Source organism: Pseudomonas sp. MOIL14HWK12:I2 (genome assembly GCF_000510745.1).
Classification (GTDB): domain Bacteria; phylum Pseudomonadota; class Gammaproteobacteria; order Pseudomonadales; family Pseudomonadaceae; genus Chryseomonas; species Chryseomonas oryzihabitans.
The window spans coordinates 196719-223663 of sequence record NZ_AZOA01000007.1 but is presented as its reverse complement, the minus strand read 5'-3'; the positions used below and the strand labels follow the sequence as shown (position 1 = coordinate 223663).

The 26945-nt window shown below is 67.5% G+C and carries 25 protein-coding genes; 17 read left to right on the top strand and 8 right to left on the bottom strand.

Annotated features, from left to right (window positions below; all coding sequences use genetic code 11):
* The first annotated feature begins 58 nt into the window (after positions 1 to 58).
* Positions 59 to 631: a xanthine phosphoribosyltransferase gene (locus PSK12I2_RS0104140; protein ID WP_027597415.1), complete on the top strand. Its 573-nt coding sequence runs from the start codon at positions 59 to 61 to the stop codon at positions 629 to 631.
* 3 nt (positions 632 to 634) lie between these two features.
* Positions 635 to 1039 carry a YkgJ family cysteine cluster protein gene (locus PSK12I2_RS0104135; protein WP_027597414.1) on the top strand — a complete coding sequence of 135 codons (405 nt, stop codon included), beginning with the start codon at positions 635 to 637 and terminating at the stop codon, positions 1037 to 1039.
* Between the two features lie 154 nt (positions 1040 to 1193).
* Here PSK12I2_RS0104135 and PSK12I2_RS0104130 read toward each other — a convergent pair whose 3' ends face one another.
* A complete protein-coding gene (locus PSK12I2_RS0104130) occupies positions 1194 to 1508 on the bottom strand; it encodes a YkgJ family cysteine cluster protein (protein WP_027597413.1) in 315 nt (104 codons plus the stop codon).
* Positions 1509 to 1637: 129 nt separating this feature from the next.
* Between PSK12I2_RS0104130 and PSK12I2_RS0104125 the strand changes: the two genes are divergently transcribed.
* Positions 1638 to 3341, top strand: coding sequence for a penicillin-binding protein 2 (locus tag PSK12I2_RS0104125; RefSeq protein ID WP_027597412.1), 1704 nt, complete (start codon positions 1638 to 1640; stop codon positions 3339 to 3341).
* 63 nt (positions 3342 to 3404) lie between these two features.
* Here PSK12I2_RS0104125 and PSK12I2_RS0104120 read toward each other — a convergent pair whose 3' ends face one another.
* The 4 genes from PSK12I2_RS0104120 to znuA all read right to left on the bottom strand — a co-directional run bounded on the left by PSK12I2_RS0104120 (position 3405) and on the right by znuA (position 7492).
* On the bottom strand, positions 3405 to 3857 hold the full coding sequence (locus PSK12I2_RS0104120; protein ID WP_007159880.1) for a thioesterase domain-containing protein: 453 nt from the start codon (positions 3855 to 3857) through the stop codon (positions 3405 to 3407).
* A 61-nt stretch (positions 3858 to 3918) separates the two neighbouring features.
* Positions 3919 to 5313 carry an ATP-binding protein gene (locus PSK12I2_RS23660; RefSeq protein ID WP_028700289.1) on the bottom strand — a complete coding sequence of 465 codons (1395 nt, stop codon included), beginning with the start codon at positions 5311 to 5313 and terminating at the stop codon, positions 3919 to 3921.
* Complete coding sequence (locus tag PSK12I2_RS0104110) at positions 5310 to 5987, bottom strand: response regulator transcription factor (protein ID WP_007159882.1); 678 nt, start codon at positions 5985 to 5987, stop codon at positions 5310 to 5312. Before PSK12I2_RS0104110 ends, PSK12I2_RS23660 begins: the two co-directional genes overlap by 4 nt.
* A gap of 518 nt (positions 5988 to 6505) precedes the next feature.
* Positions 6506 to 7492: a zinc ABC transporter substrate-binding protein ZnuA gene (gene znuA / locus PSK12I2_RS0104105; RefSeq protein ID WP_027597411.1), complete on the bottom strand. Its 987-nt coding sequence runs from the start codon at positions 7490 to 7492 to the stop codon at positions 6506 to 6508.
* A 65-nt stretch (positions 7493 to 7557) separates the two neighbouring features.
* Between znuA and PSK12I2_RS0104100 the strand changes: the two genes are divergently transcribed.
* From PSK12I2_RS0104100 to znuB, 3 genes are read left to right on the top strand one after another with little or no spacing between them, the layout of a single operon-like run.
* Positions 7558 to 8043, top strand: coding sequence for a Fur family transcriptional regulator (locus PSK12I2_RS0104100; RefSeq protein ID WP_027597410.1), 486 nt, complete (start codon positions 7558 to 7560; stop codon positions 8041 to 8043).
* Entirely contained in the window at positions 8040 to 8810 is a 771-nt protein-coding gene (gene znuC / locus PSK12I2_RS0104095) for a zinc ABC transporter ATP-binding protein ZnuC (protein WP_027597409.1), read from the top strand. The genes PSK12I2_RS0104100 and znuC overlap by 4 nt, the downstream gene beginning before the upstream one ends.
* Positions 8803 to 9588: a zinc ABC transporter permease subunit ZnuB gene (gene znuB / locus PSK12I2_RS0104090; RefSeq protein WP_017642327.1), complete on the top strand. Its 786-nt coding sequence runs from the start codon at positions 8803 to 8805 to the stop codon at positions 9586 to 9588. Before znuC ends, znuB begins: the two co-directional genes overlap by 8 nt.
* Before the next feature lie 5 nt (positions 9589 to 9593).
* Here znuB and PSK12I2_RS0104085 read toward each other — a convergent pair whose 3' ends face one another.
* The gene (locus PSK12I2_RS0104085; protein WP_027597408.1) at positions 9594 to 10550 is read right to left on the bottom strand and encodes a sulfonate ABC transporter substrate-binding protein; all 957 of its coding nucleotides are present in this window, start codon (positions 10548 to 10550) and stop codon (positions 9594 to 9596) included.
* Positions 10551 to 10746: 196 nt separating this feature from the next.
* On the opposite strand from PSK12I2_RS0104085, the gene PSK12I2_RS0104080 reads away from it, so the two are divergent.
* Positions 10747 to 11043 (top strand): YciI family protein, encoded by a 297-nt coding sequence (locus tag PSK12I2_RS0104080; protein WP_007159888.1) that lies wholly within the window; start codon positions 10747 to 10749, stop codon positions 11041 to 11043.
* A gap of 303 nt (positions 11044 to 11346) precedes the next feature.
* Complete coding sequence (locus PSK12I2_RS0104075; protein WP_027597407.1) at positions 11347 to 12408, top strand: acyltransferase family protein; 1062 nt, start codon at positions 11347 to 11349, stop codon at positions 12406 to 12408.
* Between the two features lie 69 nt (positions 12409 to 12477).
* On the opposite strand, the gene PSK12I2_RS0104070 is transcribed toward PSK12I2_RS0104075, so the two are convergent.
* Positions 12478 to 13494 carry a zinc-dependent alcohol dehydrogenase family protein gene (locus PSK12I2_RS0104070; protein WP_027597406.1) on the bottom strand — a complete coding sequence of 339 codons (1017 nt, stop codon included), beginning with the start codon at positions 13492 to 13494 and terminating at the stop codon, positions 12478 to 12480.
* A gap of 149 nt (positions 13495 to 13643) precedes the next feature.
* Between PSK12I2_RS0104070 and PSK12I2_RS0104065 the strand changes: the two genes are divergently transcribed.
* Positions 13644 to 14564 carry a LysR family transcriptional regulator gene (locus tag PSK12I2_RS0104065; RefSeq protein WP_027597405.1) on the top strand — a complete coding sequence of 307 codons (921 nt, stop codon included), beginning with the start codon at positions 13644 to 13646 and terminating at the stop codon, positions 14562 to 14564.
* Here PSK12I2_RS0104065 and PSK12I2_RS25020 read toward each other — a convergent pair.
* Positions 14561 to 14878 (bottom strand): hypothetical protein, encoded by a 318-nt coding sequence (locus tag PSK12I2_RS25020; RefSeq protein ID WP_037007503.1) that lies wholly within the window; start codon positions 14876 to 14878, stop codon positions 14561 to 14563. The genes PSK12I2_RS0104065 and PSK12I2_RS25020 overlap by 4 nt on opposite strands.
* 283 nt (positions 14879 to 15161) lie before the next feature.
* Between PSK12I2_RS25020 and PSK12I2_RS0104055 the strand changes: the two genes are divergently transcribed.
* The 8 genes from PSK12I2_RS0104055 to PSK12I2_RS0104020 all read left to right on the top strand — a co-directional run bounded on the left by PSK12I2_RS0104055 (position 15162) and on the right by PSK12I2_RS0104020 (position 26944).
* Positions 15162 to 16379, top strand: coding sequence for an efflux RND transporter periplasmic adaptor subunit (locus PSK12I2_RS0104055; protein ID WP_027597404.1), 1218 nt, complete (start codon positions 15162 to 15164; stop codon positions 16377 to 16379).
* Positions 16380 to 16520: 141 nt separating this feature from the next.
* Positions 16521 to 19697 carry an efflux RND transporter permease subunit gene (locus PSK12I2_RS0104050; protein WP_027597403.1) on the top strand — a complete coding sequence of 1059 codons (3177 nt, stop codon included), beginning with the start codon at positions 16521 to 16523 and terminating at the stop codon, positions 19695 to 19697.
* Positions 19694 to 21127 (top strand): efflux transporter outer membrane subunit, encoded by a 1434-nt coding sequence (locus PSK12I2_RS0104045; RefSeq protein WP_027597402.1) that lies wholly within the window; start codon positions 19694 to 19696, stop codon positions 21125 to 21127. The genes PSK12I2_RS0104050 and PSK12I2_RS0104045 overlap by 4 nt, the downstream gene beginning before the upstream one ends.
* A 434-nt stretch (positions 21128 to 21561) precedes the next feature.
* The gene (locus tag PSK12I2_RS0104040; protein ID WP_027597401.1) at positions 21562 to 24369 is read left to right on the top strand and encodes a monovalent cation/H+ antiporter subunit A; all 2808 of its coding nucleotides are present in this window, start codon (positions 21562 to 21564) and stop codon (positions 24367 to 24369) included.
* A 1-nt stretch (position 24370) separates the two neighbouring features.
* Positions 24371 to 24700, top strand: a complete 330-nt coding sequence (locus tag PSK12I2_RS0104035; protein ID WP_027597400.1) for a Na+/H+ antiporter subunit C — start codon at positions 24371 to 24373, stop codon at positions 24698 to 24700.
* Positions 24697 to 26196, top strand: coding sequence for a monovalent cation/H+ antiporter subunit D (locus tag PSK12I2_RS0104030; RefSeq protein ID WP_027597399.1), 1500 nt, complete (start codon positions 24697 to 24699; stop codon positions 26194 to 26196). Before PSK12I2_RS0104035 ends, PSK12I2_RS0104030 begins: the two co-directional genes overlap by 4 nt.
* Positions 26193 to 26690: a Na+/H+ antiporter subunit E gene (locus PSK12I2_RS0104025; protein WP_027597398.1), complete on the top strand. Its 498-nt coding sequence runs from the start codon at positions 26193 to 26195 to the stop codon at positions 26688 to 26690. The genes PSK12I2_RS0104030 and PSK12I2_RS0104025 overlap by 4 nt, the downstream gene beginning before the upstream one ends.
* Entirely contained in the window at positions 26675 to 26944 is a 270-nt protein-coding gene (locus tag PSK12I2_RS0104020) for a K+/H+ antiporter subunit F (RefSeq protein WP_007159900.1), read from the top strand. Before PSK12I2_RS0104025 ends, PSK12I2_RS0104020 begins: the two co-directional genes overlap by 16 nt.
* Position 26945 lies beyond the last annotated feature (1 nt).

Below are 26945 nucleotides of genomic sequence, written 5' to 3'. Positions count from 1 at the left end.
TATTCCCAGACCCGGTCCTGCACTCAGGCCCGGGCGTTGCCGTTAAAGGACCGTCCGCGTGGAACGCCTCAAAGCCAAGATTCGCAGCGAAGGCCAAGTACTCTCCGAGCAGGTGCTCAAGGTCGATGCCTTCCTCAACCACCAGATCGATCCGGCGCTGATGCGCGACATCGGTCAGGAGTTCGCCCGCCGCTTCGCCGACGCCGGCATCACCAAGATCGTGACCATCGAAGCCTCGGGGATCGCCCCGGCGGTGCTGACCGGACTGGAGCTGGGCGTGCCGGTGATCTTCGCCCGCAAGCACCAGTCGCTGACCCTGACCGACAACCTGCTGGTGGCCAGCGTCTATTCCTTTACCAAGCAGACGGAGAGCACCATAGCCGTCTCGACCATGCATCTGTCATCCGACGACCGGGTGCTGATCATCGACGACTTCCTCGCCAACGGTAAGGCGGCCAAGGCGCTGATCTCCATCATCGGTCAGGCCGGGGCCCAGGTCGCAGGGCTGGGCATCGTCATCGAGAAGTCCTTCCAGGTCGGTCGCGCCGAACTCGACGCCCAGGGCTATCGCGTCGAATCCCTGGCCCGCGTCGCCTCCCTGGCCGATGGTCAGGTCACCTTCGCCGAGTAAGCCATGGCTCAGATACTGCGCATTCTCGGGGCCGATCTCGATCGTACCGAAACCTGGATCCGTTACGACAGGGCCATGTGCCTGGACTGCGTGTCCAGCTGCTGCACCCTGCCGGTGGAAGCCCGCCTGTCCGATCTGATCCGCATGGGCGTGGTGGACGAATTCGAGAAGGGCGAGCCGCTCAAGGACATCGCCAAGCGACTCAAGAAGGACGGCGTGGTCGAGCGCCTCAACGCCAAGACCGGGCTCTTCACCCTGGTGCGGCTGTCCAACAACGATTGCGTCTACCTGCATCCCAAGACGCGGCTGTGCACCATCTACGACCAGCGCCCGGAAACCTGCCGCAACCACCCAAGGGTCGGCCCGCGCCCGGGGTATTGCGCCTACAAGCCGCAGAAGCTGCGTTGAATCCCTGATCGCGGCCATGCCGGTGCGCCGTAGCGACCGCTCTGGCTTGGACTATCGCGGCCGTGGGCCGCTCCTACAGAAGCCTCATCTCCTGTAGGAGCGGCCCATGGCCGCGATAAGACTTCCCGGCGGCCGAGCCTTTCAGGCGAGTCGCTCAGAAATCACCGCTCTCCATCGCCCTTTTCATATCCTCCCGCTCCTCCAGACATTCCGGGCCGGCCATGTCGAAGATCCGGCAGACCCAGGGCCGCACCTCGTAGATGCTGCAATTCATCTGCTCGCGATCCAGGGCGGCGCACCAGCCGTCGTCGAGGCGCTTCATGCGGGTACCGGTCCAGTCTTCCTCGATGTAGCGGGCGGGCACGCCGGCATCGTCGAACAGCAGGACTTCCTGGCGGCAGCACCAGGCCTGACAGCTCTCGCAGGTCACGGTTGGGGTGGAAAGATCGTGCAGGGGGATGTCGCTCATGTGCGCAGTGTACCGCCCCCGACCGCCCAGCGGTTTCCGGCCGATGGCTGGAGCAGTTACCATGCGCGTCCCTGACGGTTGTAACCAGTTGTGACCATGCCCAAGCCCTCTTCTCGCGCAGGAGCCGCCATGACGGCCGCACCCCGCTATCGCTTCTATGTCGTGGTCGTCGTGCTGGTCCTGCTGACCTGCGTGGTCGCCGGCCGCATCACCTACCTCAAGCTGTTCGATGCCGCCTTCCTGGGTGACCAGGGCGATCGCCGCTCGGTGCGCCACATCGCCATTCCGGTGACCCGCGGCATGATCACCGACCGCAACGGCGCGCCCCTGGCGGTTTCCACCGAGGTGGTGACCATCTGGTGCAATCCGTCCGAGATGCAGGACAGCGCCGACCAGCTGGGGCGCCTGGCCCAGGCCATCCACAAACCGGAAGCCGAACTGCGCAACCTGATCCTCGGCCATCCGGAAAAGCACTTCCTCTACCTGGCGCGGGCCCTGTCGCCCATCGACGGCGAGAACATCATGGCCCTCGGCGTGCCCGGGGTGCGCCAGATCAAGGAGTACAAGCGCTACTACCCCAGCTCCGACCTGGTGGCCCAGGTGATCGGCATGGTCAACATCGACGGCCATGGCCAGGAGGGCCTGGAACTGGGCTTCGAAGACTGGCTGGCCGGTCGCGGCGGGGTGCGCGAGGTACTGATCAATCCGCGCGGCTCGGTGGTCAAGAACATCCGCGTGGTGCGCCAGCCGCAACCGAGCAAGGACGTGGCCCTGTCCATCGACCTGCGCCTGCAGTTCATCGCCTATCGCGCCCTGCAGACGGCGGTGGAGAAGTTCGGCGCCCAGTCCGGGTCGGCCGTGCTGGTCAATCCCAAGACCGGCCAGATCCTGGCGATGACCAACTTCCCCTCCTACAACCCCAACAACCGCGCCACCCTGCAGATCCCCAACATGCGCAACCGCACCCTGACCGACGCCTTCGAGCCCGGCTCGGTGATCAAGCCGTTCAGCATGTCGGTGGCCCTGGCCTCGGGCAAGTTCAACGAGAACAGCACCGTGGACGTAGCGCCGGGCTGGATGACCATCGACGGTCACACCATCCACGACGTGGCCAAGCGCGGCGTGCTGACCATGACCGGGGTGCTGCTCAACTCGTCCAACATCGGCATGAGCAAGGTGGCCCTGCAGATCGGCCCGCTGCCCATCTACGAACAGCTCAGCCGGGTCGGTTTCGGCAATCCCATGGCGCTGGGCTTTCCCGGCGAGAACGCCGGCTACCTGCCCGGCCACACCAAGTGGTCGCAGATCGCCACGGCCAGTATGTCCTTTGGCTACAGCCTGGCGGTCAACGTCGCCGAATTGGCCCAGGCCTATTCGGTGATCGCCAACGACGGCCTGCTGACCCCCCTGACCCTGCTCAAGGACCAGAAGCAGCAGAGCGTCCAGGCCATGGACCCAACCATCGCCCGGCGCCTGCGCGCCATGCTCAACCACGTGGTGGAAGACGAAGGCGGCGTGATCCGCGCCCGGGTGCCCGGCTATCACGTGGCTGGCAAGTCGGGGACCGCGCGCAAGGCCGGCTCCGGCAGCTACACCGAGCACGCCTATCGATCGCTGTTCGTCGGCATGGCGCCGGCGGCCGATCCCAAGCTGGTGCTGGCGGTGATGCTGGATACCCCGACCAAGGAAGGCTACTTCGGTGGCCTGGTCTCGGCGCCGACCTTCAGCGAGATCATGTCCGGCGCCCTGCGCGCCCTGGCCGTGCCGCCGGACAACCTGCCCGACACCAATACCGCCCAGCAGGCCAAGACCGAACCGCATTCCCACGGTTGAGCGGGCAACGGAAACGAAAAAGGGCGACCCCAGGGTCGCCCTTTTTCTATGCCGCGTCCGCTCTCAGCGGTGCAGCACGTACTGACCGGTAAAGCGTACCCCGTCCTCGCCACTCTCGCTGACGATGCGCGACTGCAGGGTGATACGCGCACGACCGCGGCGGCGGAAGGTGGTCTCGAAGCGTTCCCAGGCGCGCGCCTCGGGCGGCTCGCCATAGGCCAGGGCATCGGTGGTGATGGGTCGCGGATAGCTGATCTGGCCTTCCTGGATGAGGATATGGCCTTCCTCGATGCCGGCTTCGCGCAGGCGCAGGTACAGCCAGCCCCAGCCGGCCAGCACGGCCACGCAATAGAGGCTGCCGCCGAACATGGTGCTGGCGTGGTTGATGTTGGCGTCCAGCGGGGCATGCAGCTGCAGGCGCTGCTCGCTCCAGTCGCGGACTTCCAGGCCCAGGGCCTTGGTGATGGGAATATCGTGGTGCAACAGGGATTCGAGATGACGGCAGTCGCGGCTCATGCCGGGGTCCTTACAGACAGAATTTCACTATCAGGAGCAGACGCAAGCCATGACCCATGGGTCACGTCCTGGCGCCATTGTGCACCAAGGAAGGCCGCTCCGGGGAAATGGCCGCTGGCAGGCGGAAGCGGAAGCGGGCGCCGCCCAGACTCGATTCGTCGATGGTCAGGCTGCTGCGATAGCCTTCGAGGATGTCCTGCACCACGGCCAGGCCGATGCCCTGCCCGGGGTGCCGGCTGTCCATGCGCATGCCGCGGCGCAGCACGCTCTCGCGGCGCTCGGCGGGAATCCCCGGGCCGTCGTCCTCGATGTCGAGGATCCAGTGCTCGGTGTGCCGGCGGGCGCTGACCCGTACCTGGGTCAGGCAGAGCCGATAGGCGTTTTCCAGCAGGTTGCCGAACACCTCCAGCATGGCGGCTTCCTCGGCCTGCACCCGCAGATTCGGCGGCAGGTCCATTTCCGCCTGGACGCGTTTCTCGGCATAGACCTTGTCCAGGGTACTGAACAGCGACTCCAGCAGCGGCGCCAGCTCCAGCGGCCGGCTGAGCACCGCGCCACCCTGGCGCGTGGCCCGCTGCAGCTGGTACATCACCTGCTGGTTCATGCGCTCGATCTGGGTCTGCAGGGTGCCGACCTCCTGGTCCAGCTGCGGTCGGCGGCGCAATTCCTCGGTCACCCCCTGCAGCACCGCCAGCGGCGTCTTGAGGCTATGGGCGAGATCGCCGAGGGTGTCGCGATAGCGCTCGCGCTGCAGCCGTTCATGATCGAGCAGGCGGTTGAGCGAGCGGATCAGCCGGCTGATCTCGCTGGGCACGTTGTTTTCGTCGAGCAGCTCGCGCTGATCGGTCTCCACCGCATCGAGTTGCTGGCTGAGGCGGCGCAGCGGACGCAGGCTCCACTGCATGACCAGCGCCAGCAGCAGCAGCAGGGCGCCCAGCACCCCCACCAGCCAGAGAATCACCTGGTGCAGGAAGGTGGCGCGCAGCCGCTCGTATTCCTCGGCCGGCTGCATGGTGACCACGCTGAAGCCCGCCACCGGCGGATTGCCCAGCAGCACCTCGCGATCGAAGACGAAGAAGCCCTGCCCCTGGTCGTCGGTGGCCTTGACCAGCTTGACCCCGCCGCCGTCGAAGGTCGGCTTGTAGTTGGGCCGCTCCTTGATCGCCGAGCGCGAGCGCCACAGCAGGCGGCCGTTCTGGTCGTAGACATAGCCGAGGATCGGCGAGCCGGGTCGGTCGAAAACCTCTTCGGCGATCATCTCCGGCATCGCCAGCCGGCCGTCGATGGCGCGCGCCGCACCGATCAGGGTGTTGGCGTTGGCCTCCAGCCGCGCGGCGACGAAGTTTTCCACCGTGCGGTCGAAGGCGTTGCGGATCGCCGGCACGATCAGCGCCAGGCAGACGCTGACCAGCAGGGCCGCGCTGAGCAGCAGCCGCACGCGAAAGGAACGGATCACTGGCAGCGCTCGGTGAACAGGTAGCCGCGGCCCCGGACCGTTTCGATGGGTTGCATCTGGCAGCTGGCCTCCAGCTTGCGCCGCAGGCGGCCCACCAGCACCTCGATGACGTTGCTGTCGTGCTCGCCGTCATCGTCGTAGAGCTGCTCCATGAGCCGCTCCTTGGTGATCACCTGCTGGTGGTTGCGCATCAGGTATTCCAGCAGGCGGTATTCGTAGGCGGTCAGCTGCAGCGGCTGCTCTTCGTTGAAGGCCTGCTGGCGGCCCAGGTCGAGCTTGAGCGAACCGGCGCGGATGCTCGGCTGGACGAAACCCGCCGAACGGCGCAACAGCACGTTGAGGCGCGCCTCCAGCTCTTCGAACTGGAAAGGCTTGACCACATAGTCGTCCGCCCCGGCGCCGAGCCCCTCGACCTTGTCCTGCCAGCTGCCGCGGGCGGTGAGGATGAGGATCGGCAGGGTGGCGCCCTGGTTGCGCAGCTGGCGGATCAGATCGAGACCGCTCATGCCGGGCAGGCCCAGGTCGATGATGGCGAGATCGTGATGGAATTCGCGGGCGCTGTAGAGCGCTTCTTCCGCATCGGCCACGGCATTGACGACATGACCGGCTTCACCCAGACGCACCTTGAGGTGGTGGCGCAGCAGGTTTTCGTCTTCGACGACGAGGATCTTCATGCAGACTCCTGAACAGCTAACGAGACGTTCTCTGGCCGCGACTGCGCCTGTCGCGTGCTTCGCGCAGCGGCGCCCTGGTGCCGATTATGGCGCCTGGAGCCGGCCGGCGGCGAGAGCGGGAAGGGAATGGCTGGGATCACTGACTTTGTTCCGGGCAAAAAAAACCTCTCCAGTTGGAGAGGTAAGGAGCACTTCATGGGGATCGGAAACTGCCGTTGGGGGACGGCTCCGTCGCGAGACGGCTACAGGGGACCAGAGCTGACTTGGTGACCCTGTAGTGGAGTTACAAGGATGAACATCGCCAGGTCGGGTCGAAGTGTCCGGACGATCTGCCGTAGCGGGAGCTGCGCTAGGGTGAACATATCCGGGCGACCTCGGCGTTGCTGATCTGACAGTTGCAGATTAGGCCAATGGCCCTGAACGCTGCCTGAACTCGTCCTGAACGCTAGCTGAACGGCCGCGAAGTGGCCCGAGAGCGACGGACGGTGGCCTCGGCCGATCCGCCGCCGGACGAGGCCTCAGGGCAGCTTGCCCAGGCAGCCGCCCAGGGTGTCGGCCACGTTCTGCAGCAGCTGGGCATAGCCGCCGGCGTTGGCCGGGATGCGGGCGCCGAGGGGATCGAGTTCCACCAGGGTCACCGGCAGGCCGCTGCTCAGGGTAGTGGCGATCTTTGGCTGCAGCGGCGGCTCGGTGAAGACGCAGGTCGGCCCGACGGCCTTGAGTTCGTCGCGCATGGCGGCTACGTGGCGCGCGCCGGGCTGAACGTCGGCGCCCAGGGCGAAGACGCCGCGATGGCTCAGGCCATAGGCTTCCTCGAAGTAGTCGAAGGCTTCGTGGAAGACGAAATAGGGCTTGCCGGCCAGCGGCGCCAGCTGGGCGCGCAGGGCCTGGTCCTTGGCGGCCAGTCCGCTTTCGAAGGCCTTGAGGTTGCTGGCGTAGCGACTGGCATTGGCCGGATCGGCCTGGCTCAGGTCGGCGGCCACGCGGGCGGCGATCACCCGGGCGTTGGCCGGACTCAGCCAGAGATGGGCATCCAGGCTGCCCGGACGATGATCGTGGTCGTGGGCGTATTCGGGCTCGCCGCCCTGCTCCTCGCCGTGCGCGTGCTCGTGCTCGTGCTCGTGCTCGTCGCCGTGATCGTCGTCATGGGCGTCCGCATGCTCGGCACCGAAGCGGCGCAGGTGCAGGCCGGGCAGCTCCTGGACGGCCAGGCTGGGGCCCTGGCGCTCCTTGAGCACCGCCGGCAGGAAGGCCTCCAGATCCGGGCCGATCCAGTAGACCAGCCGGGCCTCGCGCACCTGGCGCAGGTCCGAGGGCCGCAGGGCGTAGTGGTGCGGCGAGGCACCCGGCGGCAGCAGCACGGCGGGCTGGCCGGCGCCGTCCTGGATGGCCGCGGCGATCAGTTGCAGGGGTTTGATGCTGGTGAGCACCTTCACCTCGGCCTGGGCGGGCAGCAGGGTGCAGGCGAGCAGCAGGGAGGCGACGAGGGGTAGGAGGCGCGGCACGTGAAAATCCCGATTCTTAAGAGAGGTGCAATATAATAACGTCCTGGCTCCCAAGGTACTGTTTCATGACCGACGCCCCCCTGGCCTTTCGGCCTCACGATCATTCGCGCTGCGTCGCCCACGCGCTGGCCGAGGCCGACGCCCTCTGCAGCCGCGCCGGCGTGCGCCTCACCGAGCTGCGCAAGCGGGTGCTGGAGCTGGTCTGGCAAAGCCACAAGCCGCTCGGCGCCTACGACATCCTGGCCGTGCTCAGCGAGCAGGACGGCCGCCGCGCTGCCCCGCCCACCGTCTACCGGGCGCTGGATTTCCTGGTCGAGAACGGCCTGGTGCACCGCATCGCCTCCCTCAACGCCTTCGTCGGTTGCAACCATCCCGGCGAGGCCCACCAGGGCCAGTTCCTGATCTGCCGCAGCTGCCAGGTGAGCATCGAGCTGGAACAGCCGGCCGTGCACCAGGCGATCCTCGACGGCGCCAGCGCCGTGGGCTTCCAGGTCGAAGGCCAGACCGTGGAAGTGGTCGGTCAGTGCGCCGCCTGCCGGAAGCAGGCATGAGCGAGGCGCTGATCCGGCTGCAGGAGGTCGGCGTGACCTTTGCCGGCCAGCCGGTGCTCGAGCAGGTCAGCCTGACCCTGGATCCCGGCCGCATCGTCACCCTCATCGGCCCCAATGGCGCCGGCAAGACCACCCTGGTGCGCAGCGTGCTCGGGCTGCTGACGCCCGATCGCGGCAGCGTCTGGCGTCGCCCGCGGCTGCGCATCGGCTACATGCCGCAGAAGCTGCAGGTGGATGCCACCCTGCCGCTGTCGGTGCTGCGCTTCCTGCGCCTGGTGCCAGGCGTGAATCGCGCCAGTGCCCTGGCCGCCCTGGGCGAAGTGGGCGCCGAAGGCGTCATCGACAGCCCTCTGCAGAGCATTTCCGGCGGCGAGTTGCAGCGAGTGCTGCTGGCCCGCGCCCTGCTCCGCCAGCCCGAGCTGCTGGTGCTCGACGAACCCGTGCAAGGCGTCGACATCAACGGCCAGAGCGAGCTGTACCGGCTGATCGGCCAGTTGCGCGAACGCCATGGCTGCGGCGTGCTGATGGTGTCCCACGACCTGCACCTGGTGATGGGCGCCACCGACCAGGTGATCTGCCTGAATCGGCACATCTGCTGCTCGGGCCATCCCGAGCAGGTCAGCGGCGATCCGGCCTATCAGGCGCTGTTCGGCCAGAGCGCGCGCAACCTGGCCGTCTATCACCACCACCACGATCACGCCCACGACCTGCATGGCGGCGTGGTCAAGACCCCGCATGTCCATGGAGCCCACTGCAAGCATGGCTGATTTTCTGCTGTATGCCCTGCTCGCCGGTCTCGCCCTCGCCCTTGTCGCCGGTCCCCTCGGCTCCTTCGTGGTCTGGCGGCGCATGGCCTATTTCGGCGACACCCTGTCCCATGCCGCCCTGCTCGGGGTCGCCGTGGGCTTCTTGCTGGATGTCAGCCCGACCCTGACCGTCACCGTCGGCTGCCTGGCGCTGGCCGTGGTGCTGGTGGTGCTGCAGCGTCGTCGGGGGCTGGCCGCCGACACCCTGCTCGGCATCCTCGCCCACAGCACCCTGTCGCTGGGGCTGGTGGCGCTGTCGTTCATGCACGAGGTGCGCATCGACCTGATGAGCTACCTGTTCGGCGATCTGCTGGCGGTGGGTCCCGGCGATCTGCGCTGGATCCTTGGCGGCAGCGCCCTGGTGCTGGTCGCCCTGGCCTGCCTGTGGCGGCCGCTGCTGGCCATCACCGTGCACGAGGAACTGGCCCAGGTCGAAGGCCTGCCGGTGACCTGGATCCGCCTGGCGCTGATGCTGCTGGTGGCCATCGTCATCGCCGTGGCCATGAAGATCGTCGGGGTGCTGCTGATCACCTCGCTGCTGATCATTCCCGCCGCCACCGCCCAGCGCCACGCCCGCAGCCCCGAGCAGATGGCCTGTGGCGCAAGCCTGCTGGGCATGGCCGCGGTGTGCCTGGGGCTGACGCTGTCCTGGTACCAGGACACCCCGGCCGGCCCCTCGGTGGTGGTGGCCGCCGCCGGGATGTTCCTGCTGGGCTACCTGTTGCCCCGCCGCGCCTAGGCGCTCTAGCGCGGCGCCTGCCAGACCGCCTGGCTGACGTCCACCGCCCGGGGGATCAGCCCCTGGGCCTTGAAGATGTCGGCGGTCTGCTGCTGGGTGGCGATGATCGCCGGCGTCAGCGCCGTCGCACCATAACCGGTACGCGCCTGCCAAGTGGCGATCACCGCTTCCGGCAGTCCGATCTGCTCGGCCAGGATGCGTGTCACCTCCGGCTTGTGGGTATTGGCCCAGGCACCAGCCTTGGCCAGTTCCGCCAGCAGCAGGCGGATCGCCTCGGGATGGGCGTCGGCGAAGCGGCGGGAGCCCTCATAGAAGCTGTTGGCGTGCAGCAGCCCTTTGTAGTCGGCGAGCACGCGCACCGGCTGGCTCTGCTGGATGGCCGCAAGATAGGGGTCCCAGACCACCCAGGCGTCCACCGACCCATTGACGAAGGCGGCGCGGGCATCCGCAGGCGGCAGATACACCGGCTGGATGTCCTTGAAGCTCAGCCCGGCTTTTTCCAGGGCGGCGACCAGCAGGAAGTTGGCGCTCGATCCCTTCTGCACCGCCACCTTCCTGCCCCTGAGGCCGGCGACGTCGCGGATCGGCGAGGCGGTTGGCACTAGGATGGCCTCCACCGCCTCGCTGGCCGGTTCGGCGCCCAGGTAGACCAGGTCGATCCCGGCCGCCTGGGCGAAGATCGGCGGTGGCGAGCCGGTATAGCCGACGTCGATGCTGCCGGCATTGAGCGCCTCCAGCAGTTGCGGCCCGGCCTGGAATTCGCGCCAGCTCACCTGGTAGCCCTGGGCGCCCAGGGCCTGCTCCAGGGTACCCTGGGCCTTGAGCACGGCCAGCAGACCTCCGCCTTTCTGATAGCCGATGCGCAGCGCCTGGTCGGCGGCCTGAACCGGGGCGAGCATCCCGAGCGCCAGCAACAGAACGGCGCCCCGCGCCAGCCAGCATCGAAGAGAGGAGCGAAACATGGCGACCTTCCTTATATTCCATTTGGAAAGGTCAGCCTGGCGGATCTAGACCCGAATGTTTAATACGTTTCTCTGCTAAGGCTATGCCCAGCCAGGCAGCGAGGGTCGGCCAAGGTCCGATTGACGCTGGCCCCAGGATCGCGCCACCCTGCGCCAGCGGCGACCACCGGGGTCGCCGATCCTATCGGAGCCTGCCATGCCTTTTCTGATCGAGACCTTCGACAAGCCGGACAGCCTGGCCCTGCGCCAGCAGCATCGCCCGGCCCACCTGGACTTCCTGCGCGAGAACGCCGCCGCGCTGCTGGCCTGCGGCGCCAAGCTCAGCGACGACGGCGAGACCGCCAGCGGCAGCGTCTACATCGTCGATGTGGAAACCCGCGCCGAAGCCGAAGCCTTCATCGCCCGGGATCCCTTCACCAGCGCCGGACTGCCGGGCGAGGTGCGCATCACCCGCTGGCGCAAGGCGATTCTGGACGGCAAGGCGTTCGTCTAGGTGCTCTCCAGGGCGGCCTGACCGGCCGCCTCCGCCCTACCGCGAATTGGCTTAAGAATCCCTTAAGCCTGGCAAAATGCCACCTTAATCAACGCCGTTCGCAGCCGTTGCAAGTTCACACTTCTAGGAATCGCTTCACAGAAAAGTGATGCAGCGCAAGAAAAGCCCGAGTTTTCCCGGCGCTACCGCAAGGAAGCTAACGAACTAGCCTAAGCTCACCGGGCTCAGATGATCTGATGCGCCGACATCCTTTCCCACTCCTGTGGAAACGCTGTCTCGCTTAGCTAGTACAGAGGACTCAGCATGACCAAGACCACGCCTGAAAAGGATCTGCGCATCGAGACGATTCGCGGACTGGCGCTGTTTCTGATGGTAGCGGGCCATGTCATCGGCAGTTCGTCGACCCTGGGCATGAAGGTGCCCGACGACTCCGTGCTGCGCTATCTCTACGATTCGCTCGTCTATGTCCGGATGCCGCTGTTCACCGCCATCTCCGGCTACGTCTATGCCTTGCGCCCGGTGAATACCGGCAGCGACCTGTCGCGCTTCTACCAAGGCAAGTTCAAACGCATCGGGATTCCCCTGCTGGTGGTGTCGACGCTGTTCTTCGCCCTGCAGATGGCCGTGCCCAACACCAACTACAAGCCGCAGCTGACCGACATCTTCAGCATCTACTTCTTCAGCTATGCGCACTTCTGGTTCCTGCAGTCGATCTTCTGCATCTTCGTGGTGATCGCCCTGCTGGAGAAGGCCGGCCTGCTGCTGACCTTGCGCAACTTCGGCCTGGTGTTCGCCGTGGCGCTGGCGGCGTCCTTCGCCTGGGAGAGCTTCCCGGACCTGTTCAGCCTCTACAAGGCGGTGCAGCTGTTCCCCTTCTTCCTCCTGGGCCTGGGTCTCTACCGCTTCGGCGCGCAACTCATCACCCGGCGCAACGTCACCACCATGGCCGTGGCCCTGGCGATCCTGGTGATCATCGACCAGGCGTATCTGTTCGAACTGGTGGATCTCGACGAGAACGACATGGCCGTGGTCGGCACCGCCCTGGGCCTGGCCGCCATCAGCCTGCTGATCGCCCGCCGCTTCTACTTCAAGCCGCTGGCCTGGCTGGGTTATTTCTCCTTCGAGATCTACCTGTTCCACGTCTTCGGCACCGCCGGTGCCCGCATCGTGCTGAACAAGCTGCAGGTTCACGACGTCTGGGTGGTCTTTACCGTCAGCATGGTCATGGGCCTGTTCCTGCCGGTGGCGCTCAAGCTGGTGCTGGAACGGATCAGTCCGCTGCACTTCCTCAGCGTGGCCTTCTTTGGCGCCAAGACCCGGGTCAATCGGGCTACGCCGCCGCTGCAGAAGAAAGCCACCGCCTAGGCGCCCGGCTCGGACGACCCGCCATAAAAAACCCACGCCTTGGCGTGGGTTTTTTCATTGTCTGGCGGATCAGTCGACGCTGAGCACGACCCGACCCCGGGTGGGGCACTGCTCCATGCAGCGGTGGGCCTCGACGAATTGCTCGAAGGGAAAGACCTGCTTGATCTGCGCCTTGAGCAGGCGATCTCGAGTCAACTGGTCGATGTGCTGCAGGGCCTCGCGCACCGCGGCGCAATCCGCCTCCAGCCCCATCTCCGGCTGGCCGGTGAAGTCCTGGACGCAGTGGATGTAGAGCTTGAATTTCTTCTTGAAGGCCGCGCAGGCCGGCAGCGGGGTCTGATTGCCGCCATTGAGGCCGTAGAGCAGCAGCCGGCCGCGGGGCGCCATGGCCTCGCCGAGCAGCGCCAGTTGCGGACCGCCCAGGGCATCCAGGGCCACGTGCACGCCGACACCGTCGGTGATGCTGGCGATGCGGCTGACCAGATCCTCTTCCTCGGCGGCGATGACCCTTTCCGCGCCCAGTTCGCGCAGGTAGTCACGGTCGCCGGCGTCATGGGTGCTGGCGATGACCCGGGCCCCCAGGGCCTTGGCCAACTGGATGGAGGCCGGACCGCAGCAGCGACTGGCATCGGTGATCAGCACCCATTCGCCCGGTTGCAACCGGGCCTGGTGCATCAGCGCGGTATAGACGGTGAGCAGCGGGTTGTAGTGCACCGCGGCTTCCACCGGGGTGAGCACGTCCGGGTAGCGCACCAGGGAGGTGGCCGGATAGACCAGCTCGTCACCATAGGCCGGATAGCGATTGATGTCGTGACCCAGGAAGCTGGCCACGCGATCGCCCACCGCCAGGTCGGCCACGCCTTCGCCCAGGGCGGTGACCACCCCGGCCAGCTCGCAGCCGAGACCGGCCGGCGGCACGGCCTGCTCGGGGGCCAGATTCTGCCGCCAGAGCACGTCGTACCAGCTCACGCCAATGGCCTGGACCCGCACCAGCACCTCGCCTGGCCCCGCCATGGGCGTGGGCCGGTCGATGCAGGCGAGCACCTCCGGCGGGCCGAATTCGGTGAACTGGATCAGGCGGGACATGGCATTACCTCGCGTTGATGCCAACCCCGGGACGTGTGCCGAGGCGGACTGCTATGACTAGGACTCTAACCAGCCTTCCCTTAGGATTCTATGCATCCCCATCGATAATGGACATCGGGGGTATCGATCCACTCCCTGCCGGGGCCTGAATGAACCGTACCGATCTGCGTCGCGTCGACCTCAACCTGCTCATCGTGTTCGAGACCCTGATGCTCGAGCGCAGCGTCACCCGTGCCGCGGAAAAGCTGTTTCTCGGCCAGCCGGCGATCAGCGCGGCCCTGGCACGGCTGCGCACCCTGTTCGACGATCCGCTGTTCGTCCGCACCGGGCGCAGCATGGAGCCCACGCCGCGGGCCCAGGAGATCGCCGCCCTGCTGTCGCCGGCACTGGACCAGATCTCCAGCGCGGTGAGCCGGACCCAGAGTTTCGAGCCGGCCAGCGCCGACCGGGTATTCCGCGTCGGCCTCTCCGACGACGTCGAATTCGCCCTGCTGCCACCGCTGCTCAGGCGCATCCGCATCGAGGCGCCGGGCACTACCCTGGTGGTGCGCCGGATGAACTACCTGACCGCCGCCGGCATGCTGGCCTCCGGCGAGATCACCGTGGCGGTGGGCTATACCGAGGAGCTGCCGGCCAACGCCAAGCGCCGACCGGTGCGCCGCTTCGGCTTCAAGGTGCTGCGCGCCGACAGCAAACCCGGTCGCCTGACCCTGGACGAATACTGCGCGCGGCCCCATGCCCTGGTGTCCTATGCCGGCGATCTCACCGGCTATATCGACGAACTCCTCGACAAGCTCGGCCGCCAGCGCCGGGTGGTGCTGGCGGTACCCCAGTTCAACGGCCTGGGGTCGCTGCTGGCGGAAACCGATCTGCTGGTGATGGTGCCGGACTACACCGCGCGCCTGCTGGCCAGCACCGGTGGCCTGAGGTACGAGGACCCGCCAGAAGAACTGCGCGACGGCAGCCATGAATTGCCCATGGCCTGGAGCGGCGCCCAGGACCACGACCCCGGCGAGCGCTGGCTGAGGTCGCGCATCCAGATGTTCATTGGCGATCCGGACAGTCTTTAGCGCTTGCCAGCGTCGGGCACCTGATCGCCGCGAGGCGTCCGACGCTCAGGGATGACGGCGCCCTCGGTACCGTCCGCACCCTTGGCGCCGGGAACGCCGCCAGGCCCGGCGGCACCGCCCTGGCCTCCGCTGCCGCCCTTGCCCGGTAGCGCGCCGCTACCGCCTGCGCCACCCGCACCGCCGGCTCCTCCGTTGCCGGCCAGGAGCAGGTAGTCGGAATGGGCGTGCGCGGGCGTCGGCAAGACCGGCTGGGCGGCCGTTGCCGCGCTGGCCAGCAGCGCGGTGATCAGTACCAGGTGGCGGGATAGCGACATCGTCATCCTCCTGCAGCGGGGGTCTCGACCGGGGCCTGGCGACCACCGCGGCGCGCTTGGGCAAGGACAGGGTCTGCAGCCCCACCACTCTAGCCCAGGGCGGACGCCGAGCTGAAGGGCTCTAGATCGCCGCTCTACGCTCAGCGCCATCACCGCCAGCGATACCTACAGCAAAACCATCACCGTCATCGATAAATGAGTTCGAGCCCTTCGATTCGTCGGCGCCCTTCCCCGGCGGCAGACTCGCCTCCCTGACCTCTTTCCACCTCGGGCGGACTCGAACATGGATCTCTTCGCGAAAACCCTCGGCCCCCTGGCCCTGACCTCCACGCTGTTCCTTGCCGCCTGCGGCGATTCCCATCCCCAGGCCAGTGCGGCACCGCCCGTGCCCAAGGTGAGCGCCGCCGAGGTGCTGCGCCAGCCGGTGGTGGAATGGGACGAGGTGACCGGCCGCCTGGAAGCGCCCGAGTCCGTGGTGGTACGTCCCCGCGTCTCCGGCTATGTCGACCGCGTGCTCTTCCACGAGGGTGCCCGGGTCAAGCGCGGCGACCTGCTGCTGCAGATCGATCCGCGCCCCTTCCAGGCCGAGGTCAAGCGCCTCGAAGCTGAGCTGCAACAGGCCCGCGCCAACGCCAGTCGCACCGCCGACGAAGCCGCCCGTGGCGAACGCCTGCGCAGCAGCAACGCCATCTCTGCGGAAATCGTCGAGGCCCGCCGCAGCGCCGCCCAGGAAGCCAAGGCCAGCGTCGCTGCCGCCCAGGCGCAACTGGACGCCGCGCGCCTGAACCTGGGCTTCACCGAGGTCCGCGCCGCCATCGACGGGCGCGTCGGCCGTGCCGAGGTCACTGCCGGCAACCTGGTCAACGCCGGAGACACCCGCCTCACTACCCTGGTCTCCACCGACAAGGTCTATGCCTATTTCGACGCCGACGAGCGCGTCTTCCTCAAGCAGCAGGCCCTCGCCCGCCAGGGCCAGCGCGGCGCGGCCAGCCCGGTCTACCTGGCGCTGTCCAACGAAGACGACTTCTCCCACGAAGGCCACATGGACTTCATGGACAACCAGCTCGATCCGCGCACCGGCACCATCCACGGTCGCGCCGTGTTCGACAATGCCGACGGCCGCTTCACCCCGGGACTCTATGCCCGGCTACGGCTGGTGGGCAGCGGCACCTACGAAGGCACCCTGATCCAGGACGCCGCCGTAGGCACCGACCTGGGCAAGAAATTCGTGCTGGTGGTGGACGGCCAGAACAAGGCCGCCTATCGCAACGTCGATCTGGGCCCACGCCTGGAAGGTCTGCGCATCGTGCGCAAGGGGTTGGAAGCCGGCGATCGCATCGTGGTCAACGGCCTGCAGCGAGTGCGTCCGGGCATGACCGTCGACGCCCAGTCGGTGCCCATGGCCGATGCCACCACCCTGGCCGCCCTCAAGCGCCAGCGCGACGCGGTCCTCGCCAGCCTGCCGGCGCCCACCCAGCCGCTCAAGGTGGGTAGTCGCTAGACCCCAGGCTCAACCTTCTTCCCATTTCAGACTTTCACCGTCCAGGCATCGCGTCTATCGCGGTCATGGACCGCTCCTACCGTAGGAGCGGCCCATGGCCGCGATGGACGCGACGGCCGCCTGTTGCCCAAGGAAAGCCCGATGAACTTCTCCCAGTTCTTCATCCGCCGGCCGATCTTCGCCGCCGTGCTCTCGCTGATCATCCTGATCGGCGGGGCCATCTCGCTGTTCCAGCTGCCGATCAGCGAATACCCCGAGGTCGTCCCGCCCACCGTGGTGGTGCGCGCCACCTTCCCCGGCGCCAACCCCAAGGTGATCGGCGAGACCGTCGCCGCGCCCCTGGAGCAGGCCATGAACGGCGTGGAGCACATGCTCTACCTGTCGTCCCAGTCCACCGCCGACGGCAAGCTGACCCTGACCATCACCTTCGCCCTGGGGACCAATCTGGATACCGCCCAGGTGCAGGTGCAGAATCGCGTCACCCGCACCCTGCCCAAGCTGCCGGAAGAGGTGCAGCGCCTCGGCGTGACCGCCGACAAGGCTTCGCCGGACCTGGCGATGGTGGTGCACCTGACCTCGCCGGATCAGCGCTACGACATGCTCTATCTGTCCAACTACGCCCTGATCAACGTCAAGGACGAGCTGGCGCGACTGGACGGCGTGGGCGACGTCCAGCTGTTCGGCATGGGCGACTATTCCCTGCGCGTCTGGCTCGATCCGGACAAGGTGGCCTCGCGCGGCCTGACTGCCAGCGACGTGGTCACCGCCATCCGCGAGCAGAATCGCCAGGTCGCCGCCGGTGCCCTCGGCGCGCCGCCGGCCCCGGGCAGCACCAGCTTCCAGCTGGCCATCAACACCCAGGGCCGCCTGGTGGACGAGGAAGAATTCGCCAACATCATCGTGCGCGCCGGCAGCGACGGCCAGATCACCCGGCTGCGCGACATCGCCCGCATCGAACTGGGCTCCAACCAGTACGCCCTGAGGTCCCTGCTGAACAACCAGCCGGCGGTGGCCATCCCGATCTTCCAGCGCCCCGGCAGCAACGCCATCGACCTGTCCAACCAGGTACGCGCCAAGATGGCCGAGCTCAAGCAGAGCTTTCCCCAGGGCATGGACTACGAGATCGTCTACGACCCGACCATCTTCGTGCGCGGCTCCATCGAAGCCGTGGTGCACACCCTGTTCGAAGCCATCATCCTGGTGGTGCTGGTGGTGATCCTGTTCCTGCAGACCTGGCGCGCCTCCATCATTCCCTTGGCGGCGGTGCCGGTGTCGCTGATCGGCACCTTCGCGGTGATGCACGCCTTCGGCTTCTCGCTCAATGCGCTGTCCTTGTTCGGCCTGGTGCTGGCCATCGGCATCGTGGTGGACGACGCCATCGTGGTGGTGGAAAACGTCGAGCGCAACATCGGCCTCGGCCTCGATCCGGTGGCCGCCACCCGCCGTGCCATGGGCGAGGTGACCGGGCCCATCATCGCCACCGCCCTGGTGCTCTGCGCGGTGTTCGTGCCGACCGCCTTCATCTCCGGTCTCACCGGGCAGTTCTATCGCCAGTTCGCCCTGACCATCGCCATCTCCACGGTGATCTCGGCCTTCAACTCCCTGACCCTGTCGCCGGCCCTGGCCGCGGTGCTGCTCAAGGGCCACGACGCACCCAAGGACCGTTTCTCGCGGCTGCTCGACCGGCTGTTCGGCGGCTGGCTGTTCGCCCCCTTCAACCGCTTTTTCGAGAAAGCCAGCCACGGCTACGTCGGCGCCGTGCGCCGGGTGCTGCGCGGCGGTTCCATCGTACTGGTGCTCTATGTGGTGCTGCTCGGCCTGACCGGCCTGGGCCTGGTGAAGACGCCGACCGGCTTCGTGCCGCCCCAGGACAAGCAGTACCTGGTGGCCTTCGCCCAGTTGCCCGATGCCGCCACCCTGGATCGCAGCGAAGAGGTCATCCGCCGCATGTCGGCCATCGCCCTCAAGCATCCGGGCGTGGAAAGCACCGTGGCCTTCCCCGGTCTGTCCATCAACGGCTTCACCAACAGCCCCAACAGCGGCATCGTCTTCGTGACCCTGAAGCCCTTCGAGGAGCGCCGTGATCCCTCGTTGTCCGCCGGTGCCATCGCCGCCCAGCTGAACGGCGAATTCGCCGCCATCCAGGAATCCATCATCGCCATCTTCCCGCCGCCGCCGGTGCAGGGACTGGGCAGCATCGGCGGCTTCCGCCTGCAGGTGGAGGACCGCGGCAACCTGGGTTACGAAGAACTCTACGCCCAGACCCAGAGCGTGCTGGCCAAGGCCCGGCAGCTGCCGGAACTGGCGCCCGAGTCGCTGTTCACTAGCTACCAGGTCAACGTGCCGCAGATCGATGCCCACATCGACCGCGAGAAGGCCAAGACCCACGGGGTGCCCATCGACGCCATCTTCGACACCCTGCAGGCCTACCTGGGCTCGGTCTACGCCAACGACTTCAACCGCTTCGGCCGTACCTTCCAGGTCAACGTCCAGGCCGACCAGCGCTTCCGCCTGGAACCCGAGCAGATCGGCCAGCTCAAGGTGCGCAACGACCGCGGCGAGATGGTGCCCCTGTCCACCTTCGTCAAGGTGAGCGATACCGCCGGTCCCGACCGGGTGATGCACTACAACGGCTTCCTCACCGCCGAGATCAACGGCGCGCCGGCGCCAGGCTACAGCTCCGGCCAGGCCCAGGCGGCCATCGAGGGGCTGCTCAAGCAGGAATTGCCCAACGGCATGACCTTCGAATGGACCGAGCTGACCTACCAGCAGATCCTCTCCGGCAATACCGCCCTGCTGGTCTTCCCGCTCTGCGTGCTCCTGGCCTTCCTGGTGCTGGCCGCCCAGTACGAGAGCTGGAGCCTGCCGCTGGCGGTGATCCTGATCGTGCCCATGACCCTGCTCTCGGCCATCACCGGGGTGATCCTGGCCGGCAGCGACAACAACATCTTCACCCAGATCGGCCTGATCGTGCTGGTGGGCCTGGCGTGCAAGAACGCCATCCTCATCGTCGAGTTCGCCAAGGACCAGCAGGCCACCGGCAAGGACCGCGTCGCCGCGGTGCTGGAGGCCTGCCGCCTGCGCCTGCGACCCATCCTGATGACCAGCTTCGCCTTCATCATGGGCGTGGTGCCCCTGGTGACCTCCACCGGCGCCGGCGCCGAGATGCGCCACGCCATGGGCGTCGCGGTGTTTTCCGGGATGCTCGGGGTGACCTTCTTCGGTCTGCTGCTCACGCCGCTCTTCTATGTGCTGGTACGCGCCTTCGTGGAGCGTCGCCAGGCTCGCTCCGCCGTTGCCCAGGAGGCCCAGGCATGAAGGCTTTCGCTCCCCTGCTGCTGGCGCTGGCGGTCTCCGCCTGCGCCGTCGGCCCGCACTACCAGGCGCCTGAGCAGGCACCCGTCCAGCTCAAGGCCAGCCAGCAGCCCAGCGCCTACGACCAGGGCCGCTTCGAGGCGCTCTGGTGGCGCCAGTTCGAGGACCCGACCCTCAACGCCCTGGTGGCCAGCAGCCTGGACGGCAACCGCGAATTGCGCGCCGCCTTCGCCCGGCTGCGCGCCGCCCGCGCCCTGCGCGACGACGACGCCAACGACCTCTATCCGACGGTCACCAGCCGTGCCAGCAGCCAGCTCGGCAAGGCCCAGCAACCCGGTTTCACCGAGGAACGGGTCAACAGCGACCGCTACGACCTGGGTCTGGACATGGCCTGGGAGCTGGACCTGTTCGGGCGCGTCCGCCATGCCCTGGAAGCCAGCGATGCCCGCGCCGAGGCCGCGGCGTCGGATCTCGCCGCGCTGCAGGTCAGCCTGATCGCCGAGCTGGTGGATGCCTATGGCGATCTGCGCGGCGCCCAGCTGCGCGAACGCATCGCCCGCGACAACCTCGGCAACCAGCGCGAAGCGCGCCGCCTGACCGTGACCCTGAGGGACGAAGGCATGGGCAGCGACCTGGACGTGCAGCGCAGCGAAGCGCGGCTGGCGGCCACCGAAGCCAGCCTGCCGGAATTCCAGGCCCAGGCCACCCGCGCGCGCAATCGCATCGCCACCCTGCTCGGCCAGCGCCCGGATGCCCTCAGCGTGGATCTCTCACCCAAGGCCCTGCCGGCCATCGCCAAGCGCCTGCCCATCGGCGATCCCGGCGAATTGCTGCGCCGCCGTCCGGACGTGGCCGCCGCCGAACGCCGGCTGGCCGCCGCCACCGCCGACGTGGGCGTGGCCACCGCCGATCTCTTCCCGCGGGTCAGCCTCTCGGGCTTTCTCGGCTTCACCGCCGGGCGCGGTTCGCAGATCGGCAGCAGCGCCGCCCGGGCCTGGGGACTCGGCCCGAGCATCACCTGGCCGGCCTTCGACCTGGGCAGCGTCCGTGCCCGCCTGCGCGGCGCCCGCGCCGGCTCCGAAGAAGCCCTGGCCAACTACGAGCAGCAGGTGCTGACCGCCCTGGAAGAGAGCGCCAACGCCTTCAGCGACTACGGCCGTCGCCAGGAGCGCCTGCAGGCGCTGATCCGCCAGTCGGTGGCCAGCCGCGCCGCCGCCGACCAGGCCGAGATCCGCTACCGCGAAGGCGGCACCGACTTCCTGGTGCTGCTCGATGCCCAGCGCGAACGCCTGGCCGCCGAAGACCAGCAGGCCCAGGGCGAGATCGAGCTCTATCGCGGCATCGTCGCCCTCTACAAGGCCCTGGGTGGCGGCTGGGACGTGCAACCCGCGCGTCTCGCCCAGGGCAACGCTTCCCCCGCGCCGGCGCTCTGACGCCGGCGCTTACCCCCGGCACGCGTGTTCCCCTGCTCCTTTGGCGTGTCGGTTTTTTTCTTCCCCCCGCCCCGCTGCGACGCCCCTGGCACCGTAGCGGGGCACCCCCTGCCCGGCGACGCGAGCAAAAGCCCGTTGCAGAGGTCTCAAAGAGGTCCGGGCCTCTGCCCGCCGGTGTCTGCCTCCCAGGCTGGACGCCTTGCGGCTGTTTCCTAATATTTTGTAAGGGAGACAGGCCTAGGAATCTGTGGTCTCTCTTTTATTATCACCTTAGGTTATTAAACCGCCGGTTCTTGTACGAAACTCAGAGATCGCTTCGCGCGCCCCTTGCCGTCCCGGCAAGCGTCCCGGCGCGGGGATCGAATGCCGCTCGAGGCCTCTAGGGAGCCCCATCTACCAACCGCCGTGAGGCGGCTCAGCTAAAGGATGCAGGCATGGTATTGGCGCTGATCATCGCGTTGCCCTTCCTGGGAACACTGCTGTCGCTGGCGACCGATCGCTTCGGCCGGCGCGCCTGCGCCCTGGGCACCGCCGTGGCCCCCGCCCTGGCCCTGGCCCTGCTGGCCACGCAACTGCCCGCGGTTCTCGACGGCAGCGTGCTGCTGCACCGGGTCGACTGGCTGCCGGCGCTGGGGCTGAATCTCAGCCTGCGTCTGGACGGCCTGGGGCTGATGTTCGCCCTGATGATCCTGGTCATCGGCTTGCTGGTGATCCTCTATGCCACCTACTACCTGAGCAAGGACGAGCCGGTCGGGCGCTTCTTCGCCTACCTGCTGCTGTTCATGGGCGCCATGCTGGGCGTGGTGCTGGCGGAAAACCTGCTGCTGCTGATGGTGTTCTGGGAGCTGACCAGCCTGTCGTCCTTCCTGCTGATCGGCTTCTGGAGCCACAGCAAGGAAGCCCGCCAGGGTGCGCGCATGGCGCTGACCGTCACCGGCGGCGGTGGCCTGGCCCTGCTCGCCGGCATCCTGTTGCTCGGCCATATCGTCGGCAGTTTCGAGCTGAGCGACGTCCTCGCCGCCGGCCCGCTGATCACCGGCCATGCGCTCTATCCACTGGCGCTGATCCTGGTGCTGCTGGGCGTCTTCACCAAGTCCGCGCAATTCCCCTTCCACTTCTGGCTGCCCCAGGCCATGGCCGCGCCGACGCCGGTCTCGGCCTATCTGCACTCGGCGACCATGGTCAAGGCCGGGGTCTTCCTGCTGGCGCGACTCTATCCGGCGCTGGCCGATTCCGAGTGGTGGTTCTACATCGTCACCCTCACCGGCCTCACCACCCTGGTGGTGGGCGCCATCCTGGCGCTGTTCCAGCACGACCTCAAAGGCCTGCTGGCCTATTCCACCATCAGCCACCTGGGGCTGATCACCCTGCTGTTCGGCCTCGATACCCAGCTGTCCACCGTGGCGGCGGTGTTTCACATCCTCAACCACGCCACCTTCAAGGCCTCGCTGTTCATGGCCGCCGGCATCATCGACCACGAGACCGGCAGCCGCGACATGCGCCGCCTGGCCGGCCTCTGGCGCTACATGCCGCACACCGCGGTGCTGGCCATGGTCGCCGCCGCGGCCATGGGCGGGGTGCCCCTGCTCAACGGCTTCCTGAGCAAGGAGATGTTCTTCAACGAGACCCTCAACCACGGCCTGTTCGGCAGCTTCAGCTGGATCGTACCGGCGGTGGCGGTGCTCTACGGGGTCTTCTCGGTGGCCTATTCGCTGCGCTTCATCCATGACGTCTTCTTCAACGGCGAGCCACGCGACCTGCCCCACTATCCGCCCCACGAACCGCCGCGCTACATGAAGATCCCGGTGGAGATCCTGGTGCTGCTCTGCCTGCTGGTGGGCGTGGTGCCCGGCTACACCGTGGCGCCGCTGCTGGCCGCCGGCGCCAGCGCCGCCCTCGGCGGCAGCCTACCCGACTACAGCCTGGCCATCTGGCACGGCTTCAACACCGCCCTGGTGATGAGCATCCTGGCCATGGTCGGCGGGGTGCTGGTCTATGCCTTCCGTCAGCCGCTGTTCCGCTGGCAGGAAGGCCTGCCCGACGTCGATGCGCGGCTGGTCTTCGAACAGGGCCTGAATCGGCTGATCGGCTTCGCCCAGCGCCTCACCGGGCGCCTGGAGAGCGGCTCCCTGCAGGGTTATATCGCCCTGATGCTGACGGCCACCCTGGTGCTGCTGGTGGCGGCGCTGTCCGGCCTGGACAGCCTCCACGGCCCGGTCGCCCTGTCGCCCTTCGATCCGCTCACCGCCCTGGGCCTGGGCATCCTCATGCTGACCGCGGTGCTGACGGTGTTCTTCCACCGCAACCGCCTCAAGGCGCTGATGACCCTGAGCACCGTGGGCCTGATCGTGTCCCTGCTGTTCGCCCGCTATTCGGCGCCGGACCTGGCGCTGACCCAGCTGTCGGTGGAGGTGGTGACCATCATCCTGCTGGTGCTGGCGCTGTTCTTCATGCCCGATCGCACCCCCATCGAATCCAGCAGCCTGCGCGGCCTGCGCGATGTGCTGCTGGCCGGCGGCCTGGGGCTGCTGGTGGCGCTGCTGGCCTATGCCGTGCTGACCCGCCCCTATGAGGGCATCGGCGACTTCTTCCTGGCCAATTCGGTGTCCGGGGGCGGCGGCTACAACGTGGTCAACGTCATCCTGGTGGACTTCCGCGGCTTCGACACCCTGGGCGAGATCACCGTGCTGGCCATCGCCGCGGCGGGCGTCTACGGCCTGCTCAAGCACCTGCACCTGCCGCATCCGCTGGTCGATCCCAAGGGCACGCCCTGGTCGCGCGACAGCCACCCGATGATCCTCAACAACGTGGCGAGGGTGCTCTTGCCGCTGGCGCTGCTGGTGTCGGCCTTCATCTTCGTGCGCGGCCACAACCTGCCCGGTGGCGGCTTCATCGCCGGGCTGATCACCGCCATCGCCCTGATCCTGCAGTACGTGGCCCATGGCGTGACCTGGACCCAGCGGCGCCTGCCGATCAGCTACCACGCGCTCTGCGGCCTCGGGGTGCTGATCGCCGCCCTCACCGGGCTGGGCTCGCTGGCGTTCGGCCGGCCCTTCCTGACCACCGCCTTCGACTACTTCGCCATCCCCCTGATCGGCAAGACCGAACTGGCCACCGCGCTGATCTTCGATCTCGGGGTCTACCTCGCCGTCGTCGGCGCCACCCTGCTGATCCTCTCCAACCTGGGCCACGTCAGCCGGGACGAGAAGGACACGGACGGCTCCAGCCAGGAGGTGCTCTAGCATGGAAATCCTGTTCTGCACGGCCCTCGGGGTGCTCACCGCCAGCGGCGTCTACCTGCTGCTGCGGGCGCGTCTCTATCCGGTGGTGCTCGGCCTCACCCTGCTCTCCTATGCGGTCAATCTCTTCCTGTTCGCCATGGGTCGCCTGCGCACCGGCGTGCCGGCGGTGATCGGCCAGGCCGCCGAGCAGGCCGACCCGGTGCCCCAGGCGCTGGTGCTCACCGCCATCGTCATCGGCTTCGCCATGACCGCCTTCGTGGTCGCCTTGTCGCTGCGCGCCCTGGGCGAGTTGCGCACCGACCACGTGGATGGCGAGGAGCCGCGCCGATGAAGCACCTGATCATCCTGCCGATCCTCGTGCCGCTGTTCATGGGTGCCTTCCTGCTCATGCGGCCGCGGCTGTCCGCCCGTACCGCGCGCGGGCTGTCGCTGCTCGCCACCGCGACCCTGTTGCCGCTGGCGCTGCTGCTCCTGCAGCGGGCCAACGGCGGCCAGCTGGAGGTCTATGCCCTGGGCGACTGGCCGGCGCCCTTCGGCATCGTCCTGCTGCTGGATCGCCTGGCCGCGCTGATGCTGGCGACCGTGGCGGTACTGGCCGCCGGCGCGGCGCTCTACGCCTGCCGCGGCGACGACAACCGCGGTCCGGATTTCCATGCGCTGTTCCAATTCCAGCTGCTGGGCATCAACGGCGCCTTTCTCACCGGCGACCTGTTCAACCTCTTCGTCTTCTTCGAGATCCTGCTGATCGCCTCCTATGCCCTGCTGGTGCACGGCGCGGGACCGGCCCGAGTGCGCGCCGGCCTGCACTATGTGGTGCTCAACCTGGTGGGCTCGGCGCTGTTCCTGATCGGCATCGGCCTGCTCTATGGCCTGCTCGGCACCCTGAACATGGCCGATCTGGGCCTGAGGGTGGCCAACGCCGATCCCGCGCAGGCGCCGCTGCTGGCCGCCGCCGGCTTCCTGCTGCTGGTGGTGTTCGGCCTCAAGGGCGCCCTGCTGCCGCTGTATTTCTGGCTGCCCAGTGCCTATTCGGCGGCCAGTGCGCCGGTCGCCGCCCTGTTCGCCATCATGACCAAGGTCGGGCTCTATGCCATCGTCCGGGTCTTTCTGCTGGTGTTCGGCGCCGCCGCCGGTCCCCTCGCCCACTACGTGCTGCCCTGGCTCTGGCCGCTGGCGGCGGTCACCCTGGCCGCCGGGGTGTTCGGCGCCCTGGCGGCCCATCACCTCAAGACCCTGCTCGGCTATCTGGTGGTCATCTCGGTGGGGATGCTGCTGACCGGCGTGGCCCTGGGCAGCGTCGCCGGACTCGCCGCCAGTCTCTTCTATCTGGTGCACAGCACCTGGATCGCCGGCGCCCTGTTCCTGCTGGCGGATCTCATCGCCCAGCAGCGCGGTGCCCAGGGCGATACGCTCGGCAGCGGTCCGCCGCTGGCGCACCCGCGGCTGCTCGGCGGGCTGTTCTTTCTGGGCGCGGTCTCCGTCGCCGGCCTGCCACCCTTCCCCGGCTTTCTCGGCAAGGTGATGCTGCTGCAGGCCACCGGTACCGCCTGGCCGGCGCTGATCATCTGGCCGGTGGTACTGCTCGGCGGGCTGGGCATGATCATCGCCCTGTCCCGCGCCGGGACCACGCTGTTCTGGCGCGGCCGAGGCGCGGCCCTGGACGTCCGCCTCGATCCCATCCAGCTCACCGCCACCCTCGGCCTGCTGCTGGGTAGCCCGCTGCTGATGGCGCTGGCGGCGCCGCTGCATGGCTACGCCCTGGAGACCGCCCGGCAACTGCTGGACGTCGCACCCTACTTCGACATCGTCCGGGGAGTTGGCCCATGAAGCGCTGGCTACCGCACCCACTGCTCACCGTCCTGCTGACCCTGACCTGGCTGCTGCTCAACAACAGCCTGAGCCTGGGCCAGTTGCTCCTGGGCCTGCTGCTCGGCTGGGGCATCCCGCTGCTCTGCCAGGATTTTCTGCTGCACGCCCCCCGCTTGCGCCGCCCCCTGCTCCTGCTGCGCTACATGCTGGTGGTGCTGTACGACATCATCGTCGCCAACCTGCACGTCGCACGGCTGGTGCTGGGGCGGACCGAGGCGCTTAAGCCCGCCTTCATCGAGGTCCCCATCGACATCGAGGACGAATTCCTGCTCACCCTGCTCGCCTGCGTGGTGTCCCTCACCCCCGGCACCGTGTCGTCCGGCCTCAGCGGCGATCGCAAGACCCTGCTGCTGCACGGTCTCGATGTCGCCGACAAGGACGAGGTGATCCGCCAGGTCAAGACGCGCTATGAGGCCCCGCTCAAGGAGATCTTCGAATGCTCACCTACGTGACCCTGCTGTGCATGGGGATGATGGGCGTGGCCGCCGTGCTCAACGTCTATCGCCTGGTGAAGGGACCGGACATCCCGGATCGGGTGCTGGCCCTGGACACCCTCTATATCAACGTCCTGGCGATCATCATCCTGTTCGGCATCTGGCTGGCCACCGACGTCTTCTTCGAAGCCTCGCTGCTCATTGCCGTGACCGGCTTCGTCGGCACCGTGGCGCTGGGCAAGCACATGCTGCACGGCGAAATCATCGATTAAC

Excerpts from the sequence above, each read along its gene's own strand:
- PSK12I2_RS25020 (WP_037007503.1), bottom strand. The coding sequence starts at position 14,878 with ATGTCGCTATCCCGCCACCTGGTACTGATCACCGCGCTGCTGGCCAGC.
- PSK12I2_RS0104075 (WP_027597407.1), top strand. The coding sequence starts at position 11,347 with ATGACCAAGACCACGCCTGAAAAGGATCTGCGCATCGAGACGATTCGC.
- znuB (WP_017642327.1), top strand. The coding sequence starts at position 8,803 with ATGGCTGATTTTCTGCTGTATGCCCTGCTCGCCGGTCTCGCCCTCGCC.
- PSK12I2_RS0104050 (WP_027597403.1), top strand. The coding sequence starts at position 16,521 with ATGAACTTCTCCCAGTTCTTCATCCGCCGGCCGATCTTCGCCGCCGTG.
- znuC (WP_027597409.1), top strand. The coding sequence starts at position 8,040 with ATGAGCGAGGCGCTGATCCGGCTGCAGGAGGTCGGCGTGACCTTTGCC.
- PSK12I2_RS0104080 (WP_007159888.1), top strand. The coding sequence starts at position 10,747 with ATGCCTTTTCTGATCGAGACCTTCGACAAGCCGGACAGCCTGGCCCTG.
- PSK12I2_RS0104070 (WP_027597406.1), bottom strand. The coding sequence starts at position 13,494 with ATGTCCCGCCTGATCCAGTTCACCGAATTCGGCCCGCCGGAGGTGCTC.
- PSK12I2_RS0104030 (WP_027597399.1), top strand. The coding sequence starts at position 24,697 with ATGAAGCACCTGATCATCCTGCCGATCCTCGTGCCGCTGTTCATGGGT.
- PSK12I2_RS0104055 (WP_027597404.1), top strand. The coding sequence starts at position 15,162 with ATGGATCTCTTCGCGAAAACCCTCGGCCCCCTGGCCCTGACCTCCACG.
- PSK12I2_RS0104130 (WP_027597413.1), bottom strand. The coding sequence starts at position 1,508 with ATGAGCGACATCCCCCTGCACGATCTTTCCACCCCAACCGTGACCTGC.
- PSK12I2_RS0104065 (WP_027597405.1), top strand. The coding sequence starts at position 13,644 with ATGAACCGTACCGATCTGCGTCGCGTCGACCTCAACCTGCTCATCGTG.
- PSK12I2_RS0104035 (WP_027597400.1), top strand. The coding sequence starts at position 24,371 with ATGGAAATCCTGTTCTGCACGGCCCTCGGGGTGCTCACCGCCAGCGGC.
- PSK12I2_RS0104100 (WP_027597410.1), top strand. The coding sequence starts at position 7,558 with ATGACCGACGCCCCCCTGGCCTTTCGGCCTCACGATCATTCGCGCTGC.
- PSK12I2_RS0104020 (WP_007159900.1), top strand. The coding sequence starts at position 26,675 with ATGCTCACCTACGTGACCCTGCTGTGCATGGGGATGATGGGCGTGGCC.
- PSK12I2_RS0104040 (WP_027597401.1), top strand. The coding sequence starts at position 21,562 with ATGGTATTGGCGCTGATCATCGCGTTGCCCTTCCTGGGAACACTGCTG.
- PSK12I2_RS0104110 (WP_007159882.1), bottom strand. The coding sequence starts at position 5,987 with ATGAAGATCCTCGTCGTCGAAGACGAAAACCTGCTGCGCCACCACCTC.
- PSK12I2_RS0104125 (WP_027597412.1), top strand. The coding sequence starts at position 1,638 with ATGACGGCCGCACCCCGCTATCGCTTCTATGTCGTGGTCGTCGTGCTG.
- PSK12I2_RS0104120 (WP_007159880.1), bottom strand. The coding sequence starts at position 3,857 with ATGAGCCGCGACTGCCGTCATCTCGAATCCCTGTTGCACCACGATATT.
- PSK12I2_RS0104045 (WP_027597402.1), top strand. The coding sequence starts at position 19,694 with ATGAAGGCTTTCGCTCCCCTGCTGCTGGCGCTGGCGGTCTCCGCCTGC.
- PSK12I2_RS0104025 (WP_027597398.1), top strand. The coding sequence starts at position 26,193 with ATGAAGCGCTGGCTACCGCACCCACTGCTCACCGTCCTGCTGACCCTG.
- PSK12I2_RS0104135 (WP_027597414.1), top strand. The coding sequence starts at position 635 with ATGGCTCAGATACTGCGCATTCTCGGGGCCGATCTCGATCGTACCGAA.
- PSK12I2_RS0104085 (WP_027597408.1), bottom strand. The coding sequence starts at position 10,550 with ATGTTTCGCTCCTCTCTTCGATGCTGGCTGGCGCGGGGCGCCGTTCTG.